Source organism: Streptomyces varsoviensis, assembly GCF_000718635.1.
Classification (GTDB): Bacteria; Actinomycetota; Actinomycetes; order Streptomycetales; family Streptomycetaceae; genus Streptomyces; species Streptomyces varsoviensis.
In genome coordinates this window covers 18,045-34,347 of record NZ_JOBF01000007.1, presented here as the reverse complement: position 1 = coordinate 34,347, position 16,303 = coordinate 18,045, and the positions used below count along the sequence as shown (strand labels likewise).

General features: G+C 71.6%; 12 protein-coding genes. 5 read left to right on the top strand and 7 right to left on the bottom strand.

Features of this window, described 5'->3' with window-relative positions; genetic code table 11:
- Window positions 1-14: 14 nt before the first annotated feature.
- The 5 genes from IF55_RS12550 to IF55_RS12530 form a co-directional block, all read right to left on the bottom strand.
- Window positions 15-2,108: an endo-beta-N-acetylglucosaminidase gene (locus IF55_RS12550; protein ID WP_030879846.1), complete on the bottom strand. Its 2,094-nt coding sequence runs from the start codon at window positions 2,106-2,108 to the stop codon at window positions 15-17.
- Window positions 2,109-2,183: 75 nt separating this feature from the next.
- A complete protein-coding gene (locus tag IF55_RS12545; protein WP_030879843.1) occupies window positions 2,184-3,440 on the bottom strand; it encodes a glycoside hydrolase 5 family protein in 1,257 nt (418 codons plus the stop codon).
- Window positions 3,441-3,565: 125 nt separating this feature from the next.
- A complete protein-coding gene (locus IF55_RS12540; RefSeq protein ID WP_030879840.1) occupies window positions 3,566-4,396 on the bottom strand; it encodes a carbohydrate ABC transporter permease in 831 nt (276 codons plus the stop codon).
- Window positions 4,393-5,286, bottom strand: coding sequence for a carbohydrate ABC transporter permease (locus IF55_RS38470; RefSeq protein ID WP_030879839.1), 894 nt, complete (start codon window positions 5,284-5,286; stop codon window positions 4,393-4,395). The genes IF55_RS12540 and IF55_RS38470 overlap by 4 nt, the downstream gene beginning before the upstream one ends.
- A gap of 11 nt (window positions 5,287-5,297) precedes the next feature.
- The gene (locus tag IF55_RS12530; protein ID WP_030879836.1) at window positions 5,298-6,596 is read right to left on the bottom strand and encodes an ABC transporter substrate-binding protein; all 1,299 of its coding nucleotides are present in this window, start codon (window positions 6,594-6,596) and stop codon (window positions 5,298-5,300) included.
- Between the two features lie 178 nt (window positions 6,597-6,774).
- On the opposite strand from IF55_RS12530, the gene IF55_RS12525 reads away from it, so the two are divergent.
- The 5 genes from IF55_RS12525 (at window position 6,775) to IF55_RS12505 (ending at window position 12,961) form a co-directional block, all read left to right on the top strand.
- Window positions 6,775-7,815 (top strand): LacI family DNA-binding transcriptional regulator, encoded by a 1,041-nt coding sequence (locus IF55_RS12525; protein WP_030879835.1) that lies wholly within the window; start codon window positions 6,775-6,777, stop codon window positions 7,813-7,815.
- Window positions 7,816-8,192: 377 nt separating this feature from the next.
- Window positions 8,193-9,194 (top strand): NADPH:quinone oxidoreductase family protein, encoded by a 1,002-nt coding sequence (locus tag IF55_RS12520; RefSeq protein WP_030879833.1) that lies wholly within the window; start codon window positions 8,193-8,195, stop codon window positions 9,192-9,194.
- The gene (locus IF55_RS12515; RefSeq protein WP_030879831.1) at window positions 9,191-10,378 is read left to right on the top strand and encodes an acyl-CoA dehydrogenase family protein; all 1,188 of its coding nucleotides are present in this window, start codon (window positions 9,191-9,193) and stop codon (window positions 10,376-10,378) included. The genes IF55_RS12520 and IF55_RS12515 overlap by 4 nt, the downstream gene beginning before the upstream one ends.
- Entirely contained in the window at window positions 10,375-11,499 is a 1,125-nt protein-coding gene (locus IF55_RS12510; protein ID WP_030879828.1) for an acyl-CoA dehydrogenase family protein, read from the top strand. Before IF55_RS12515 ends, IF55_RS12510 begins: the two co-directional genes overlap by 4 nt.
- A gap of 793 nt (window positions 11,500-12,292) precedes the next feature.
- On the top strand, window positions 12,293-12,961 hold the full coding sequence (locus IF55_RS12505) for a LuxR C-terminal-related transcriptional regulator (RefSeq protein ID WP_169767206.1): 669 nt from the start codon (window positions 12,293-12,295) through the stop codon (window positions 12,959-12,961).
- An 81-nt stretch (window positions 12,962-13,042) separates the two neighbouring features.
- On the opposite strand, the gene otr(A) is transcribed toward IF55_RS12505, so the two are convergent.
- Both otr(A) and IF55_RS12495 read right to left on the bottom strand, forming a co-directional pair.
- On the bottom strand, window positions 13,043-15,022 hold the full coding sequence (gene otr(A), locus IF55_RS12500) for a tetracycline resistance ribosomal protection protein Otr(A) (RefSeq protein ID WP_030879823.1): 1,980 nt from the start codon (window positions 15,020-15,022) through the stop codon (window positions 13,043-13,045).
- 166 nt (window positions 15,023-15,188) lie between these two features.
- A complete protein-coding gene (locus IF55_RS12495; RefSeq protein ID WP_030879820.1) occupies window positions 15,189-16,223 on the bottom strand; it encodes a methyltransferase in 1,035 nt (344 codons plus the stop codon).
- Window positions 16,224-16,303 lie beyond the last annotated feature (80 nt).

The window sequence follows — 16,303 nt, the reverse complement described above, 5'->3', positions numbered from 1 at the left end:
TTCCTTAGCGAGAGCTACCAGTGGAAGGTGGTGGAAACAGGGTCGGAGGAAGCGAACAGCTCGTCCACGGTACGGAGCTCGACCCGGGTGGCCGCCTCCTGGGACGCGCGCCGCAGCGACGGCACGTAGAACGCCGTGCCGCAGGTGCCGCCGAGGAAGCGGCGCGCGCCCCCGGGCAGGATCTGGTGCAGTTCGTAATGGCGTACGGGGCCGCTCGCCCGGCCCCAGGACAGCCGCAGCGCCGCCGTGCCGTCCGCGCCGGGGCGTGACGCGGTGACCTTGAGGGCTCCCGGCCTGCGCGGCCCGGACGCGTGCGCGTCGCGGATCGCGAGGGAGCCCAGCCGCCAGCGGACCGCGCTCCCGTCGAGGGTGGTGAGGCGGACGCCGACGGCGCGCAGCGTACGGGCCTTCGCGCCGCGCAGCGCCCGGCCGAGGCGGAGCGTGGCGGTGGACCAGCCCCGGCCGCCCGCGCGCAGGGTGCCCGCGTCGAGGTAGGTGAAGCGGTAGGGCTCCTCCGTGGACACGGCGAGCTCCACGCGCACGCCGCCCGAACCGGCGTCGGTGCGGTGGGCCAGCTCGACCACGGTGGCGGCCGAGACGGGCAGCCGCGCGGTGAACAGCTCGACGGTCGCGGGCGATCCGAGCGCGCCCGCGACGAGCAGGCTGCTGCCGCCGCGCCAGGCGTCCGCGAAGTCGAAGGAGACGTCCGGCCGGGCGCCGTCGGTGTGGATCACCCAGCGGCGGCCGGGCAGCCGGTCCTGGAGCCCGAGATGGTTCCAGGGGGCGTCGCCGGTGCGCTCGCCCCGCTCGTACCAGCCGGTGCCGTGGCCGGTGTTGAAGGCCGTGGCGAACGGCAGCGCGGTCAGGGTGGAGCGGTCCGCGACCGACGCGGCGGCCGGCCGCCAGGCGCCGCCCGCCGGGGCCGACGGGTCCAGTGAGGGGCCCGTCCAGAAGCGGTCGTCGCGCGCGTGGAACTCGGCGGGGGAGCGCTTGTCCTTCGGCAGGCTGGTCCAGGTCCACTCGGGGCGGTAGAAGCCGAACGAGGTGACGTGCCCACCGGCCGCGGGGACGACGGAGTCCCAGTCCACCCGCGTGTCCCAGCCGTTGGACTCGACGTCCACGCCCGCCCACAGCTCGTACCGGTCCCGGCCCAGGCGCTCGGCGAGCTTCCCGGACGCGGCGAGCCCGGAACGGGTCCAGTTGAAATTCAGGAACATCGAGTCCGAGGCGCGGAAGAAGGCCGCGTTGCGGTCGTTGAGCGCGTTCTGCCAGTCCACGGAGCCGGCCTCGGTCATCGCGTCGTACCAGGTGACGCGCAGCCCCTCGCCGTGCTTCCGCAGATACCCCACGAAATCGCGCATGGCCGCGCCGAGCGCCGCGTCCCCGCCGCCGGTCTCGGCGTTCAGGAACCAGCCGTCGAAGCCGTACGCGCGGGCCACCGCGATCAGCTTGTCCGCGATCGGGAAGCTCCCGTCGGCGGCCCGGCGCACCAGGTCGCGGGTCCACGCGAGCTGCCCGCCGTACGCGGCGGGCGGCAGGAAGACCGTGCCGAGCACCGGCACGCCGTTGCGGTGCGCGGCGTCCACGACGGGCGCGTTCGGCGCGAGGATCAGCCCCTCGGCCGACGAGCCGCCCCAGAAGACCAGCTCGTCCAGGTACGCCCACTGGGTCAGGGCGTAGTAGTCGGCGGTCGCCGACCCCTGGGCGGGGTTGCCGGCGGTGTGGTCGAAGGCGGCCAGCGCCGAGACGCGCGCCTGCCCGGCGCGGGCCGTGCCGTTCGCGGGCGGCGGCGTGAACCGCTTCGCCAGCGGCACCGTCGATTTGTTGAACGCCAGGTCCGGGTCCGAGGCGGGCGTCCACGAGCCGAGGGAGCGCCAGACGACGCCCTCGCCGGGGCTGCCGCTGGGCAGGGAGTCGGGGAACCAGTACGCGGCGTACGGCTGGAGGCCGCCGTCCGCCGCGGCCCCGGCCCGCCCCGTAGGACGGGCCCCGGCCGCGCTCGCGCGCCCGGCGGGCAGGGCGAGGGCGGCGGCCGTCGCGGCCCCCGCCCCCAGCAGCAGACGGCGGCCGGGGCCGGCCGGTACGGGCTGTGCGGGTCTCTCGATCATGGTGCGCTCCTTTGCGCGGGGGTGACGAGGACTCGAAGGTGCTGCGATCGGTCGCCGAAGCTCGAAGCTCGAAGCTCAGGCGACCTGGTCGATGGTGAGGAGCTCCGTGATGCCGCGCGCCGCCAGGTACGCGGCGTCGTTCGCGGACTCGGCGAGCACCGCGGCCGGGCGCACGCCCCGCGCGGCGAGCCGCGTCCACGCCTCGAAGTACGCGCCGCCCGGCCCGCACTGCGCGCGCACCGGCGCCGTCTCGGAAGCGTCCAGGCCGCTCGCGTCCAGGACGAGGGCGGTGGTCCGCGGCGCGGGCCGGTACTCCCGGCCCCGCCACTCCCGTACGGCCCGGGCGATGGCCTCGCCCGCGGGCTTGACGCGGCGGTCGTTGGTGAGCAGCCCGAGGTTGTACTCCAGCTCCGGGAAGTCGCCCAGGGCGCGGTCCACGTCGTGGGAGCACCACCACGTCACGCCCCACACGTCCGCGCAGTCCAGCGCGTTCGCGACGGTCGCCTCGGTGAAGGCGGCGGCGTGCTCGGCCGGGATGTGCGGGGCGGGCGCGCCGACCTCCTGGAGCCACACCGGGTGGTGCGCGTCGGGCGCCCACGCCTTGGACAGCTCGATGAGATAGGCGGCGTGCTGCTCGGTCGCCACGCCGTCGCGGCCGTGGCGCTGCGCGGTGCCGTTGAAGACCCAGGAGTGCACGGCGGTCGCGGCGCCGATCCGGGCCGAGTGCGCGGGGGTGAACGGGTGGCCGTCGAGGTACCAGGCGGCGTCGTACGAGGCGTGCAGGTGCATCTTGCCCGGCGCGCCCTCCTCGCAGGCGCCGACCATCCGGCGCAGCCACGTCCCGGCCTGCTCGGCGTCGATCCGGTCGGGGTCGGGGTGCGGGTCGCCGGAGAACTGGTTGATCTCGTTGCCGACGGTCATGCCGAGGAAGTTGGGCCGGTCCGCCAGGGCCGCGGCGAGGGTGCGCAGATACGCGGCCTCGGCCTCGACGACGTCCGGGTCGGTGAACATGTTGCGGCGGTGCCAGGTGGCGGTCCAGGACGGGATGAAGTCGAAGCTGGACAGGTGGCCCTGGAGGCCGTCCACGTTCACATCGAGGCCGCGCTCGCCGGCCGCGTCGACGAGCTGGACGAGCTGCTCGACGGCGCGCGGCCGGATCAGGGTGCGGTTGGGCTGGAAGACGGGCCACAGCGGGAAGACCCGGATGTGGTCGAGACCGAGCTCCGCGATGGAGTCGAGGTCGGCCCGCACCTCGTCGAGGTCGAAGTCGAGCCAGTGGTGGAACCAGCCCCGGGTGGGGGTGTAGTTGACGCCGAAGCGGGGTGCGGTCATGCGGGGGAGATCCTGTTCGGAGTCGTACGGGGTGGGGTGCGTGCGGGGCGCGGGGCCGGGGCCGAGCCTGTGTCATATCCCTGGCCAGGCGTCGGGCGCCCGGCCCGGGATATGACACAGGCTCTTCAGCCCTTGACGGCGCCCTCGCCCACGCCGCGGAAGAAGAACCGCTGGAGGCAGGCGAACATCACGATGAGCGGCGCCACCGCGATGATCGTGCCGGCGGCGACGAGGCGCGGGTTCTGCTGGAACGTGCCGTGCAGGAAGTTCAGGCCGACGGTCAGCGTGAAGTTCGAGGAGTCGGACAGCACGATCAGCGGCCACAGGAAGTCGTCCCAGGCGCCCATGAAGGCGAAGATCGCGACGACCGCGATGGTCCCCTTGACCGAGGGGAGCGCGATCCGCACGAACCGCTGCCAGACGTTGGCGCCGTCGATGACGGCGGCCTCCTCGATCTCGTACGGCAGGTTGGAGAACGCGTTGCGCATCAGCATCACGTTCAGGGCGCTGACCGCGCCCGGCAGCACCACGGCGACGAGCGTGTTGTTGAGGCTGAGGTCCCGCATCATCGTGAACTGCGCGATGATGATGGCCTCCAGCGGCACGAGCAGCGCCATCGCGACGGCCAGCCCCGCGATCTTGCGGCCCTTGAAGCGGAGCCGGGCCAGCGCGTAGCCGGCCATGGACGCGCCGATCACGTTGGTCACCACGTTGGTGAGGGCGACCTTCAGCGAGTTCAGCGCGTAGTCCCAGACCGGGATGATGTCGGCGACGCCGGAGTAGTTCTTGAGCGTCGGGTGCTCGGGCAGCAGCTTCGGAGGATAGGTGTAGATGTCCTCGGTGGTGCCCTTGAGCGAGGTCGAGAGCTGCCACAGGAACGGGCCGACGGTGATGGCGAGGACGACGAGGAGCAGGACGTAGCGGAGGGTCTTCTCCCACCCGGAAAGGCGCTTCACCGGGGCTCCTCCTTGCGGTCGGCGCGCAGCACCAGAAGCATCAGCAGCAGTGCGATGACGAAAACGATCAGCGAGATGGCCGAGGCGTAGCCCACCCGGCCGTTGAGGCCGGTGCCCACCCGCTGGACGAGCATGACGAGCGTGGTGTCCTCGCCCGCCGGGCCGCCGGCCGGACCGGCCAGCAGGAAGACCTCCGAGAAGACCTTGAAGGCGTTCACCGAGGAGAGCGCGCCGACCAGCACCATCGTGGGGCGGACGGAGGGCATGGTGACGGAGACGAACCGGCGGATGGGCCCGGCCCCGTCGACGGCCGCCGCCTCGTGCAGCTCCTGCGGCACATTGGCGAGCGCCGCCAGGTAAATGATCATGTAGTACCCGAGGCCCTTCCAGATGGTCAGGGCCATCGCGCTCAGCAGCAGCAGCCACTGATCGCCCAGGAACTTGACGGGGCCCGCCCCGAGGACATTGAGAATGCCGTTGACCAGGCCCCGGTCGTCCAGAATCCACACCCAGATCAGGCCGACGACCACGACGGACGCCACGACCGGGGTGTAGAACGCGGAGCGGAAGAAGGCGATACCGGGCATCTGCTTCTGCACCAGCATGGCCAGCAGCAGGGGGAGCAGAACGGTGAAGGGCACCACCAGGAGCACGTACAGCCCGCTGTTGCGCAGCGCGGTCCAGAACTGATCATCGTGGATCATCGTCTGGAAATTCTGGAGACCGACCCAGTTGCCCGAGGTCAGTGTGCGGGCGTCGGTGAACGCCTTGTAGATGGTGGTGAAGAAGGGATACAGGTTGAAGGCGGCGATGACTCCGACGCCGGGCAGCAGAAAGAGCCAGGGACTGATCGCCCTATGGGTGCGGATGCGCTTGGCGGGCCGTTCCATGTTCTTTACCGTCAGTTCTGCTTGAGCAGCTTGTTGCTCTGTGCGACGGCCTCGTCGAGCGCCTGCTTCGGCGACTTCTTGCCTTGCAGGGCCTTGGCGACCTCGTTCTTCAGAATCGTCTTCATCTCGTCACTGAGGACGACCGGCGTGTAATTCACCGCGCCCTTGAGCATCTTGGCCGAGGCGACTCGGACGCGCCCCTCGTCGGTGCCGTCCTCCTTCGTCCAGTACGGCTCCTCCAGCGACCCCTTGGTGCTGGGGAAGACGGCGACCTTGTGCCCGAAGGACTCCTGGTTCTGCTTGTTGGTGACGAAGTGCGCGAAGGCGATGGCGGCTGCCTTGTGCTTGCTCTGGTTGTTCACGGCCAGACCCATCACGTACATGTTGGGCTTGCCGTTGTTGTTGGGCGCGTCCGTGATGCCCAGGTTCTTGTAGAGCGAGGGCGCGTTCTTCTTGAAGTTCGACAGGTCCAGGGCGCTGCCCGGATTCATGGCGACCTTCTGCTCCAGGAACTTCTGGCCCGACTTCTCGGGGGTGTTGGTGAGCGCCTGCGCGTCCAGCCCGCCGCTGTCGTAGAGCTCCTTGTACTTGGTGAGGAACTCCACGCCCTTCGGCTCGTTGTACGTGAACTCCGTGGAATCCGCGTTCATCAGCTTGACGCCGTAGCGGCCCATGTCCTCGATGGCCGGCGTGGACGCCAGGGTGGCTATCTTGCCGCCGGACTCCTTCGCCATCTTGTTGGCGTCGGTGAACAGGTCGTCGAACGTCTTCGGCGGCTTCTCCGGGTCGAGCCCGGCCTTCTTGAACAGGTCCTTGTTGTAGAACAGCGGGCCGGTGTTCAGATACCAGGGGAAGGCGTACGAGCCGTCGAGGCCGGGCATCGCGGTGCCCTTCCACCCCTCGGGCGTGTACTCGCCCTTGAACTTCGAGGTGGCCGGCTCCTTGTCCATGTTCATCAGCACGCCGGCCTTGGCGAGCGGATAGGCCAGGTCCGGTGAGAGGTTCACCACATCGGGCAGCGTGCCCGCGCCGGCGTCCGCGCTCAGCTTGTCGGCGTAGTTCTCGGCCGGCTGGTCCAGCCACTTCACCTTGACGCCGGGGTTCTGCTTCTCGAACTCCTTGACCAGACCTTCGAAGTAGTCCTTGAAGCCGGCGCGCAGATTCCAGGTCTGGAAGCTGATGTCGCCCTCGATCTTGCCGGAGGCGCTGCTGCCGCCACCGCTGTCACCGCCCGAACCGCAGGCGGTGAGCGTCAGGGCACAGGCGAGCGCCGGTGCGGCGAGGGCAAGGGTTCTACGGGATATGGGCATGGCCGACGAGCTCCTTCGATCGGGCCAGGAGGGGGCGGACAAAACTTTCGCCCCGAAGAAGGATTAAGTCAATACTTCCGCGGAAGACTAATGCGCTTTAGTGTGTTGTCACTCAAGCGCTTTAGTGGAACGGACCCGCCGGAGCTGCCCCGGCGGGCGGGGGAGCAGGGAGAGACACATGCGCCGCACGCCGGCCAGACGACCTACGATGAAGGACATCGCGCGCCGGGCCGGCGTCTCGGAGAGCGCGGTGTCCTTCGCGCTCAACGACCGCCCCGGCGTCTCCGAGACCACCCGCGACCGCATCCGCCGCGTCGCCGAACAGCTCGGCTGGCAGCCCAGCACCGCCGCCCGGGCGCTCTCCGGCGAGGGCTCCGCCACCATCGGGCTGGTCCTCGCGCGCCCGGCCCGCACCCTCGGCGTCGAGTCGTTCTTCCTCCAGCTCGTCTCCGGCGTCCAGGAAGTCCTCTCGCACCGCCGGCTCGGCCTGCTCTTCCAGGTCGTCGAGGACATCGACGCCGAGTGCGAGGTCTACCGCCGCTGGTGGGCCGAGCACCGCGTGGACGGCCTGCTCGTCGTCGACCCCCGCGACGACGACCCGCGCCCCGCGCTCCTCGACGAACTGGGACTGCCCGCCGTGGTCGTCGGCTCCACGGGCGCCGCCCGCGCCGGCGGCCACGCCATATCCAACATCTGGGCCGACGACGCGGGCGCGATGGCCTCGATCGTCGACCACCTGTACGGCCTCGGCCACCGCCGCATCGTGCACATCGCCGGCCTGCCCGAACTCGCCCACACCCAGGCCCGGATGGCCTCCCTGCGCGCCGAGGCCGACCGGCGGGGCCTGCCCGAGGCGCGCTCGGTGACCACCGACTACTCCGACACGGGCGGCGCCGAGGCCACCCGGCGGGTGCTGGCCGGCGACCCGCCGCCCACCGCGCTCGTCTACGACAACGACGTGATGGCGGTCGCGGGCCTGGCCGTCGCCTCCGAGCGCGGCGTCGCCGTGCCGGACCGGCTCTCCATCGTCGCCTGGGACGACTCCGTCCTCTGCCGCGCCACCCACCCCGCCCTCACCGCCCTCACCCGCGACACCGCCACCTTCGGCCGCCACGCCGCCGAACAGCTCATAGCCCTCCTCGACGGCGGCACGGCGGTCCGCATCCAGGACGACCTGCCGACCCTGGAGCCGCGCGGCTCCAGCGGCCCGGCGGCCTGACAGGCCGCTGACGCGCGTACGGCCGGTGACGCGGGTACGGTCGCTGACGCGCGTACGGCCGGCACACGCACGCCCCGGCCTCCGTACCCCCGCCCCGGCGCGGGCCCCAGGCGCCGGCGAGCCGCTGTTCTGGGCGGCCCCGGCGCCCCGCCGTCGGACGTGACGGACGTCGGGGCGGTTCGCCCGGCCCGCTGCCCGGCGGCCGTACACGTGGTGCGGTCGGGCCGTGCGCACGGCCGCCCCCAGCCTCCGCGCACCCGGCGGACGCGTGCCGGGTGCGCCCGGCGACCCCTGTCCCTCTCAAATACCGACTGGTTAGTATGCGGCCAGCGCGGGACGCGCGCGTAGGCGAGACGGTTCTGTGGGAGGCCACGCAAATGCTGGCATGGCGAGTGCACGAGAACGGCGAACCCCGCGACGTGATGCGGCTGGAGGAGGTGGCCGAGCCGGCGCCCGGAGCCGGGGAGCTGCTGCTCGGCGTGCGGGCCGCGAACGTCAACTTCCCCGACGCGCTGCTGTGCCGGGGCCAGTACCAGGTCCGGCCGCCGCTGCCGTTCACCCCCGGCGTCGAACTGTGCGCCGAGATCCTCGCGCTCGGCGACGGCGCGGAAGGGGAGATCGGCGCGCGCGTCCTCGCGCAGCCCGCGCTCCCCGCGGGGGCCTTCGCCGAGCGCGCGGTCGTCGGCGCGCACACCGTGCTCCCCGCCCCCGAGGCGCTGGACGACGCCGAGGCCGCCGCCCTGCACATCGGCTACCAGACCGGCTGGTTCGGCCTGCACCGCCGGGCGCGCCTGGCGGCCGGCGAGACCCTTCTCGTGCACGCCGCGGCCGGCGGCGTCGGCAGCGCGGCCGTACAGCTCGGCAAGGCCGCCGGCGCCACCGTCATCGGCGTCGTCGGCGGCCCCCGCAAGGCTGCCGCCGCCCGCGAGCTGGGCTGCGACCTCGTCGTCGACCGCCGCGTGGAGGACGTCGTCACGGTCGTCAAGGAGGCCACCGGCGGTCGCGGCGCCGACGTCGTCTACGACCCCGTCGGCGGCGACGCCTTCACCCAGTCCACCAAGTGCGTCGCCTTCGAGGGCCGTATCCTCGTCGTCGGCTTCGCGAGCGGCACGATCCCCAAGGCCGCCCTCAACCACGCGCTCATCAAGAACTACTCCATCGTCGGCCTCCACTGGGGCCTCTACAACGCCAAGGACCCCGACGCGGTACGCGCCTGCCACGACGAGCTGACCAAGCTCGCCGCCGACGGCAAGGTCAAGCCGCTCATCGGCGACCGCGTACCGCTCGCCGGCGCGGCCGACGCCGTGCAGCGCGTCGCCGACGGCACCACCACCGGCCGCGTCGTGGTCGAGCCCGGCGCGCCCGAGGAGCGCCGATGAGCACCATCGACGCCGACGGGCTGCGCCGCCGCACAGCCGCCCTGCTCGCCGCGCACGACCCCGCCACCACCGACCGGCTCGACTTCCTGCGCGCTCGCTTCGACGCCGGACTCGCCTGGGTGCACTTCCCCGCGGGCCTCGGCGGGCTCGACGCGCCGCGCTCCCTCCAACCGGTCGTGGAGGCCGAACTGGCGGCGGCGGGCGCCCCCGACAACGACCCGCGCCGCATCGGCATCGGCCTCGGCATGGCAGCTCCCACCATCCTCCGGTACGGCACCGACGAGCAGAAGCAGCGCTTCCTGCGCCCCCTGTGGACCGGCGAGGAGGTGTGGTGCCAGCTCTTCAGCGAGCCCGGCGCCGGTTCCGACCTCGCGGCGCTCGCCACCCGCGCCGTACGCGACGGCGACACCTGGACCGTCGACGGCCAGAAGGTCTGGACGTCCGGCGCGCACCTGGCCCGCTGGGCGATCCTCATCGCCCGCACCGACCCCGGCCTCCCCAAGCACCAGGGCATCACCTACTTCGTCTGCGACATGAGCGACCCCGGCGTCGAGGTGCGGCCGCTGCGCCAGATCACCGGGGAGGCCGAGTTCAACGAGGTCTTCCTCACCGGCGTGCGCATCCCCGACGCGCACCGCCTCGGCGGCGTCGGCGAGGGCTGGCGGGTGGCGAGCACGACCCTGATGAACGAGCGGGTCGCCATCGGCGGCGCCCGCGTACCCCGCGAGGGCGGCATGATCGGCGTCGTCGCCGAGACCTGGCGCGCCCGCCCCGAACTGCGCACCCACGATCTGCACCAGCGGCTGCTGACCCTGTGGGTGGAGGCCGAGGTCGCCCGGCTCACCGGCGAACGGCTGCGCCAGCAACTCGCCGTCGGCCAGCCCGGACCCGAGGGCTCCGGCCTCAAGCTGTCCTTCGCCCGCCTCAACCAGGAGATCAGCGGCCTGGAGGTCGAACTGCTCGGCGCCGACGGCCTCGCCTACGACGACTGGACCATGCGCCGCCCCGAGGGCGTCGACTTCACCGGCCGCGACGCCGGATACCGCTATCTGCGCGCCAAGGGCAACTCCATCGAGGGCGGCACCTCCGAGGTGCTGCTCAACATCGTCGCCGAACGCGTCCTGGGCCTGCCGCCCGAGCCGCGCACCGACAAGGACGTCGCCTGGAAGGACCTGCCCCGATGACCGAGCCGGACCTGCTCTACTCGGAGGCCGAGACCGATCTCCGGTCCGCCGTACGGTCGTTGCTCGCCGACCGTGCCCAGCCGGCCGCCGTCCTCGCCCGCGGTGAGACCGCGGACCCGTACGACGCCGGCCTCTGGCGCGTGCTCGCCGCCGACATGGGCACGGCCGGGCTGCTCGTCCCCGAGAAGCTCGGCGGCCAGGGCGCCGGGCCCCGCGAAACCGCCGTCGTACTGGAGGAGTTGGGCCGATCCGTCGCCCCCGTGCCGTATCTGACCAGCGCCGTCCTCGCCGCCTCCGCCCTGCTGGCCTGCGACACCGCGCGGGACGAGGTGGCCGGGCCGCTGCGTGCCCTCGCCGAGGGCCGCCGCGTCGCGGCGCTCGCGATCCCGCTGCCCGCCGCGCCCGGCGCGCCGCCGCCGGTCACCGTACGGGCGGACGCCGCCGGGACCCTCAGCGGCGAGGTCTCCGCGGTCGCCGGCGCGGCCGGCGCGGAGCTGCTGCTCGTACGGGCCGACGGCGGCCTCTACACCGTTGACGCGGCGTCAGAGGGCGTACGGGTCACCGGTATCACCGCGCTCGACCGCACCCGCCCGCTCGCGCGCGTCACCCTCGCCGGGGCGCCCGCCCGCCGCGTGGCGGGGGAGGAACGCGCCACCGCCGCCGTCGACGCGGCGCTCCTCGCCGGGGCCGGGCTGCTCGCCTCCGAACAGCTCGGCATCGCCGAGTGGTGCCTCGCCGAGACCGTCCGCTACGCGGGGGAGCGCTATCAGTTCGGCCGCCCCATCGGTTCGTTCCAGGCGGTCAAGCACCGGCTCGCCGAACTCTGGCTCCAGGTCGCCTCGGCCCGCGCGGCGGCCCGCAGCGCCGCCGACGCCCTGGCCGCCGACGGCGCGGGCGGTGTCGAGGCCGCGCTCGCCGTGGCCGTCGCGCAGTCCTACTGCGGGCAGGTGGCGGTGCGGGCCGCCGAGGAGTGCGTACAGCTCCACGGCGGTATCGGCATGACCTGGGAGCACCCCGCGCACCTCTACCTCAAACGCGCCAAGGCCGACCAGATCGCCCTCGGCGCCCCCGGCCGGCACCGCGAGACCGTGGCCGCCCTGGCGGATCTGCCCGCGCCGTGACGGTCCGGCGCGCCGTACGGGCGAGTGGTCCGGCGCGCCGCACCGAAGGAACAGCACCCGGCCGATCACGGCCGGGTGCTGTAGTGCGTGGTGGCCGCACATAATTCGTCGAATGGGCCGTTCGCCGCAATGGATTTTCGTAACAGCTCCGGTGTCCACGAGATATGGCCTCCCGAGTGAGTGTCGGAGTGGTACGGACCTGCCCTTCGGGGGAACGCTCCCGCCACGCTCCCATGGCGTCTTCGCGCCCGCTTGGAGCCGTATTGGAGGCGGCGTCTCCACCCTCGGGGGCTTATACACCAGTTCCGTTCGGAACGGAATAACAAAATGCGTCAAATCGGACAGGGTATTCATGGGTGCGCGGTCGGGCGGTGAGCGTTCGCGCGATCCCGAGCGCCCCGGCTCCCGGGCCCGGCCCCCGGTGTGAGCAGGGACTTCTCGATAGAGCATTCCGGCCGTGGGGCTTGACTCGCGCGTCGCGGTTGGGATCTCCTTGGGGACGTTCGGAGCGCGGCGAATATGCCGCACCGGGCGGGGTATGGATGCCCTTACCGCTGCTCGGTGTGCGTTTGGTGGGGGGCCGCACTTCGTAATTGATTTCGACTGACTTTTCTTTCTCGGGGACCGGGCCACCGGTGGCCCAAGGCATTCTCGGTAGTTGAAAGTGGTCCTTCGCTTGACGCCCGGAGTGCTGTTCGAACAAGATGCTCGCGCTGGTGCTGCGCGGGGACGGACCGGGAAGATGGGTGGCGGGGAGTACGTGGCGATCAATAGCGCGATTACGGTCCTGGTCGTGGACGACCAGGGGCTACTCCGGGAAACGCTGTGCGAGGTGCTCGCGAAGGAGCTCGATATCGAGGTCGTCGGCGGCACCGCCGACAGCGAGACGGCGGTACGCATTGCCACGGAGAAGCGGCCGGATGTCATTCTCCTGGACGGCCCGGACGCGGGCGGAATTGTGTCGCTGCTGGCCGAGATGAAAAGAGTCTCGCCCATTTCGCGATGCATCGTGCTGACCTCCTGCACCCATCCGGCCCTCGTCCGCGAGGCCCTGCGGCTGCGCGTGAGCGCCTTCCTCGCCAAGAACGTCATGCGGGAAGAGGTGATCACCGCGATTCGCAGCGTGGTCGTCCACCCCGATCAGATCGTCCTCTCCCTGCCCACCGAAAGCCTGGTGGCCGCCCGCGACCAGGACGGGCCGCGGCTTTCGGCGCGGGAATTACAGATCATCGAGAATGTGGCGCAGGGAATGAGCAATGGGCAGATCGCGTCCCGGCTGGAGATCACCGAAGCAACGGTGAAGCGCCATCTCCGCAATATCTTCGACAAACTGGGCGCCGTATCCAGAATCGACGCCGTGAACAAGGCCAAGTCCGTGCTCATCGTCCCGCCGCCCCGCGGCAGGCCCGGACGGACGGCCGCGCCCCGCGCCGGCGCCTTCAGCGTCCCCTCCTGGTCCTGAACCGGCCCCGGTAACGAGCCCAACCCGGTACCGAGCCCAACCCGGTACCGGGGCCGGCGTCACGCCGGTCGGGTGCGCCGGTCAGAGGCGCTTGACCGTGTGCAGGATGTACTCGTCACGGTTCAGCGGGTTCGCGCCCTCGGGCCGCGGCCGCGACGGGAAGCGCCCCTGCACCGCCTGATAGCCCTGGAACTCGGAGAGGAAGACCCCTTCCCCCTGCGTGAGACCGGGCACCTGCTGCTCGAACTCGTGCACCTTGCTGGACTCCATGGACCCCGTCAGCCGGTACCCGTCCTCCCGCGCCGTGGGCGGCTGCGGACGCGCCCCCAGCTCCGCCAGTTTCGCCAGCACCGGACTCAGGCTGTCCGGCGGCAGCTCCATCTCGAAGCCGCTCACCGGCTCGTACACCTGCGTCCCGGCCTCCTTGAGCGCCGTCATCAGCACCAGCGGAGTGACCTTGCGGAAGTCGTCCGCCGCGCTCACCGGACTCGCGAAACCGGAGTGCGTGAGCGTCACGGCGATGTCCGTCACCTGCCAGCCGTACAGCCCGTGGTCCAGCGTCGTGTGCACCGTCTCCTCGATGGCCGTGTGGAAGGCGCGCGGCAGCGAGCCGAGCTCCACGCCGAGCCGGAAGACCACCCCGGCGCCGGGCGCCGCCGGCTCCACCCGCAGCCCCACCGTCGCCCAGAAGTAGTTCCGCGTCCGGGTGTCGAGCTCCTCCAGCCACGCGCCGACCCCGACGGGCTTCTCGATATGCACGGTCCGGGTCTGCTCGAAGTACGCCCGGACGCCGTACACCTCCTCCAGGGTGGTCCGGATGATCTCCTTCTGCACCTCCCCGTAGAGCCGCAGCACGGCGCCGTCGGCGTACTGGTCCTGCCGCAGTTCGATGTGCGGGTCCTGCTCGCTCAGGGCCTGCAGCGCGGCGTGCAGCCGCCCCGCCTCCCCGGGCCGCTCGGACCGGACGACCGTCTCCAGGCTGGGCGGCGCGAAGAAGTTGCGCGGCGCCTGCTCGTCGTCGAGCCCGAGCCGGTCGCCCACCCGCGCCTCCTTGAACCCCCGGACCTTCGCGATGTCCCCGGCCGTCGCCCGCGCCTCCGCGGTCGTCGAGCCGTGCTCGAAGACCTGGAGCGAGGTGATCCGCACCGGGTGCTCCGTGGTGAGACCGGAGTGGTCCGTGCGATGGAACGTCACCTGGTCGCGGGCGCCGACGGAACCGGACCGCAGCCGCAGATACGCCACCTTCTCGCCCCGCGTCCCCCGGTCCACCTTGAAGACCGTGCCACCGAGCGGCGCGTCCGCGTCGGCGTGCACGGACGGCAGGAAGACCTGCACCCCGTGCAGCAGTTCATCGATGCCCTCGCCGGTCACGGCGGAGCCGAAGAACACCGGGTGGAGTCGGCCGCGCCCGGTCTGCAGGGCCAGCTCCGCGTCGTACTCCTTCTGCGTCAGCCGGCGGTCGTCGTCGAGATAGGCCGCGAGGAACGCGTCGCTCTCCTCGGCCAGCGCCTCCGCCAGATACACGGCGAATCCCTCGTCCTCCACCGTGCGGGCATGGGAGCGCGCCCCGCGGGTCCCGATGTCCTCGACCGAGGACATCGCGACGGCGTGCGGGGTCAGCTTCTTGCCGATGTCGTCGAGGAGTCCTTCATAACGCGCGCCGGCGCGGTCGACCTTGTTGACGAACAGCAGGGTGGGGATCGCCAGCCGCTGCAGCGTCCGCATCAGGATGCGGGTCTGCGGCTGCACCCCTTCCACCGCCGATACCACCAGCACGGCGCCGTCGAGCACCCGGAGCGCGCGCTCCACCTCGGAGATGAAGTCGGAGTGGCCCGGAGTGTCGATCAGATTGACTTTGAGGTCGTCGAGGACGAAGGAGGCGACGGCCGAGCGGATCGTGATGCCCCGCTGCCGCTCCAGCTCCATGGAGTCGGTCTGTGTGGTTCCCTTGTCGACGCTGCCCACCGAGTCGATGACGCCGGTCCGGTACAGGAGGCGCTCGGTGAGGCTGGTCTTGCCGGCGTCAACGTGGGCGAGAATCCCCAGGTTCAGCTTCTTCATGAATGCTCTTCGCTGTCTGATATGTGGCCATTCGGTCTTCTTCCGTCGAAATCTCGGTCGCCTGCCGCATGATGCTCTTGCTCTCCATTCGCCGAACTGGTCCCGGATGGCCCGAACGCGCCCGTTCCGGTGGTCGCGTCACGGTAGCAAGCGGGGTTATCCCTCGTCAGCGCTTTGTGGCGACAATCAGCCAGTCTCCGAGCAGATTGTCGAGCTGCTCCGTCCGGGTCACCTCGAACCCCGCCTCCTCGACGGACGCGTGGCACTCGGCCAGCGTGCACGAGGAGCTGTCGCCGCGGATCAGCCCGTGGTTCAGCCGCTGGAGCACATCGTGCACGGACTCCGACTCCGGGTCCGCCATCAGGTCGTAGATCATCAGCGCCCCGCCCGGCCGCAGCGCGCCGTGGATGCGGCGCAGCAGCTCCCGCCGCTGCGCGTCCGGCCAGTCCGGCAGCACGTGCCCGGTGACCACCACGTCCGCCTCGGGCAGCGGGTCGGCGAGGAAGTCGCCGCCGTAGAACCGCAGCCGGTCGGCCACCCCGCGCGCCGCCGCCAGCTCGTCGAAGAGCGGCTCCAGCGGCGGCAGGTCGAAGACCGCCCCGGACAGATGCGGATGCGCCAGCGCGATCCGTGACGCGAGCTGGCCCCGGGCGCCGCCGATGTCGACGAAGGACGTGTACGGCCGCCAGTCGACGCGCCGGGCCAGCTCATCGGCGGTGAAGGAGCTGAACGTGTCGAAATGCGCCATCGCCTGCCGCGCCTTGTCCGGATCGGCGTAGTGCTTCGGGTACGCCTCGGGACCGTGCGCCTCCGCGCCGGACCCGGCCCGGCCCTCGCGCAGCGCCGTCGTCAGCTCGCCCCACACCCGGTAGTGCTTACGGGCGTGCTGGAGGACGCTGCCGCCCAGGTAGGAGGGGGAGCCGGGGACCAGGAACGCGGTCGCGGCCCCGCTGTTGGCGAACCGGTCGCCGACCGCCTCCAGCAGCCCTAGGGCGGCGAGGGCGTCAAGGAACTCCTGGGCCAGGGGGTGGGCGATGCCCAGCCCCTTCTTCACCTCCTCGACGGTCGCGGGGCCGGACGCCAGCAGTTCGAACAGGCCGAGTTCGACGGCCGTGTGCAACACCTTCGCCTGGTGGTAGGCGGTGTTGAGCTGAAGGATCGTGCGGGCCTGGGCGACCGGCGCGAGCGGTGACGCGGACATGGCTCTCCTTGATCATCTTGGCTGGGAGTGAACGTTCGGATGAGAACAGGGGGAGGGGAGGCGGGGCAGGAGAAGGTCGG

What these genes read in the sequence shown, in the direction of transcription:
- IF55_RS12530 (WP_030879836.1), bottom strand. Translation starts at nt 6,596, where the DNA reads ATGCCCATATCCCGTAGAACCCTTGCCCTCGCCGCACCGGCGCTCGCC.
- IF55_RS38470 (WP_030879839.1), bottom strand. Translation starts at nt 5,286, where the DNA reads ATGGAACGGCCCGCCAAGCGCATCCGCACCCATAGGGCGATCAGTCCC.
- IF55_RS12520 (WP_030879833.1), top strand. Translation starts at nt 8,193, where the DNA reads ATGCTGGCATGGCGAGTGCACGAGAACGGCGAACCCCGCGACGTGATG.
- IF55_RS12515 (WP_030879831.1), top strand. Translation starts at nt 9,191, where the DNA reads ATGAGCACCATCGACGCCGACGGGCTGCGCCGCCGCACAGCCGCCCTG.
- IF55_RS12550 (WP_030879846.1), bottom strand. Translation starts at nt 2,108, where the DNA reads ATGATCGAGAGACCCGCACAGCCCGTACCGGCCGGCCCCGGCCGCCGT.
- IF55_RS12510 (WP_030879828.1), top strand. Translation starts at nt 10,375, where the DNA reads ATGACCGAGCCGGACCTGCTCTACTCGGAGGCCGAGACCGATCTCCGG.
- IF55_RS12545 (WP_030879843.1), bottom strand. Translation starts at nt 3,440, where the DNA reads ATGACCGCACCCCGCTTCGGCGTCAACTACACCCCCACCCGGGGCTGG.
- IF55_RS12495 (WP_030879820.1), bottom strand. Translation starts at nt 16,223, where the DNA reads ATGTCCGCGTCACCGCTCGCGCCGGTCGCCCAGGCCCGCACGATCCTT.
- IF55_RS12525 (WP_030879835.1), top strand. Translation starts at nt 6,775, where the DNA reads ATGCGCCGCACGCCGGCCAGACGACCTACGATGAAGGACATCGCGCGC.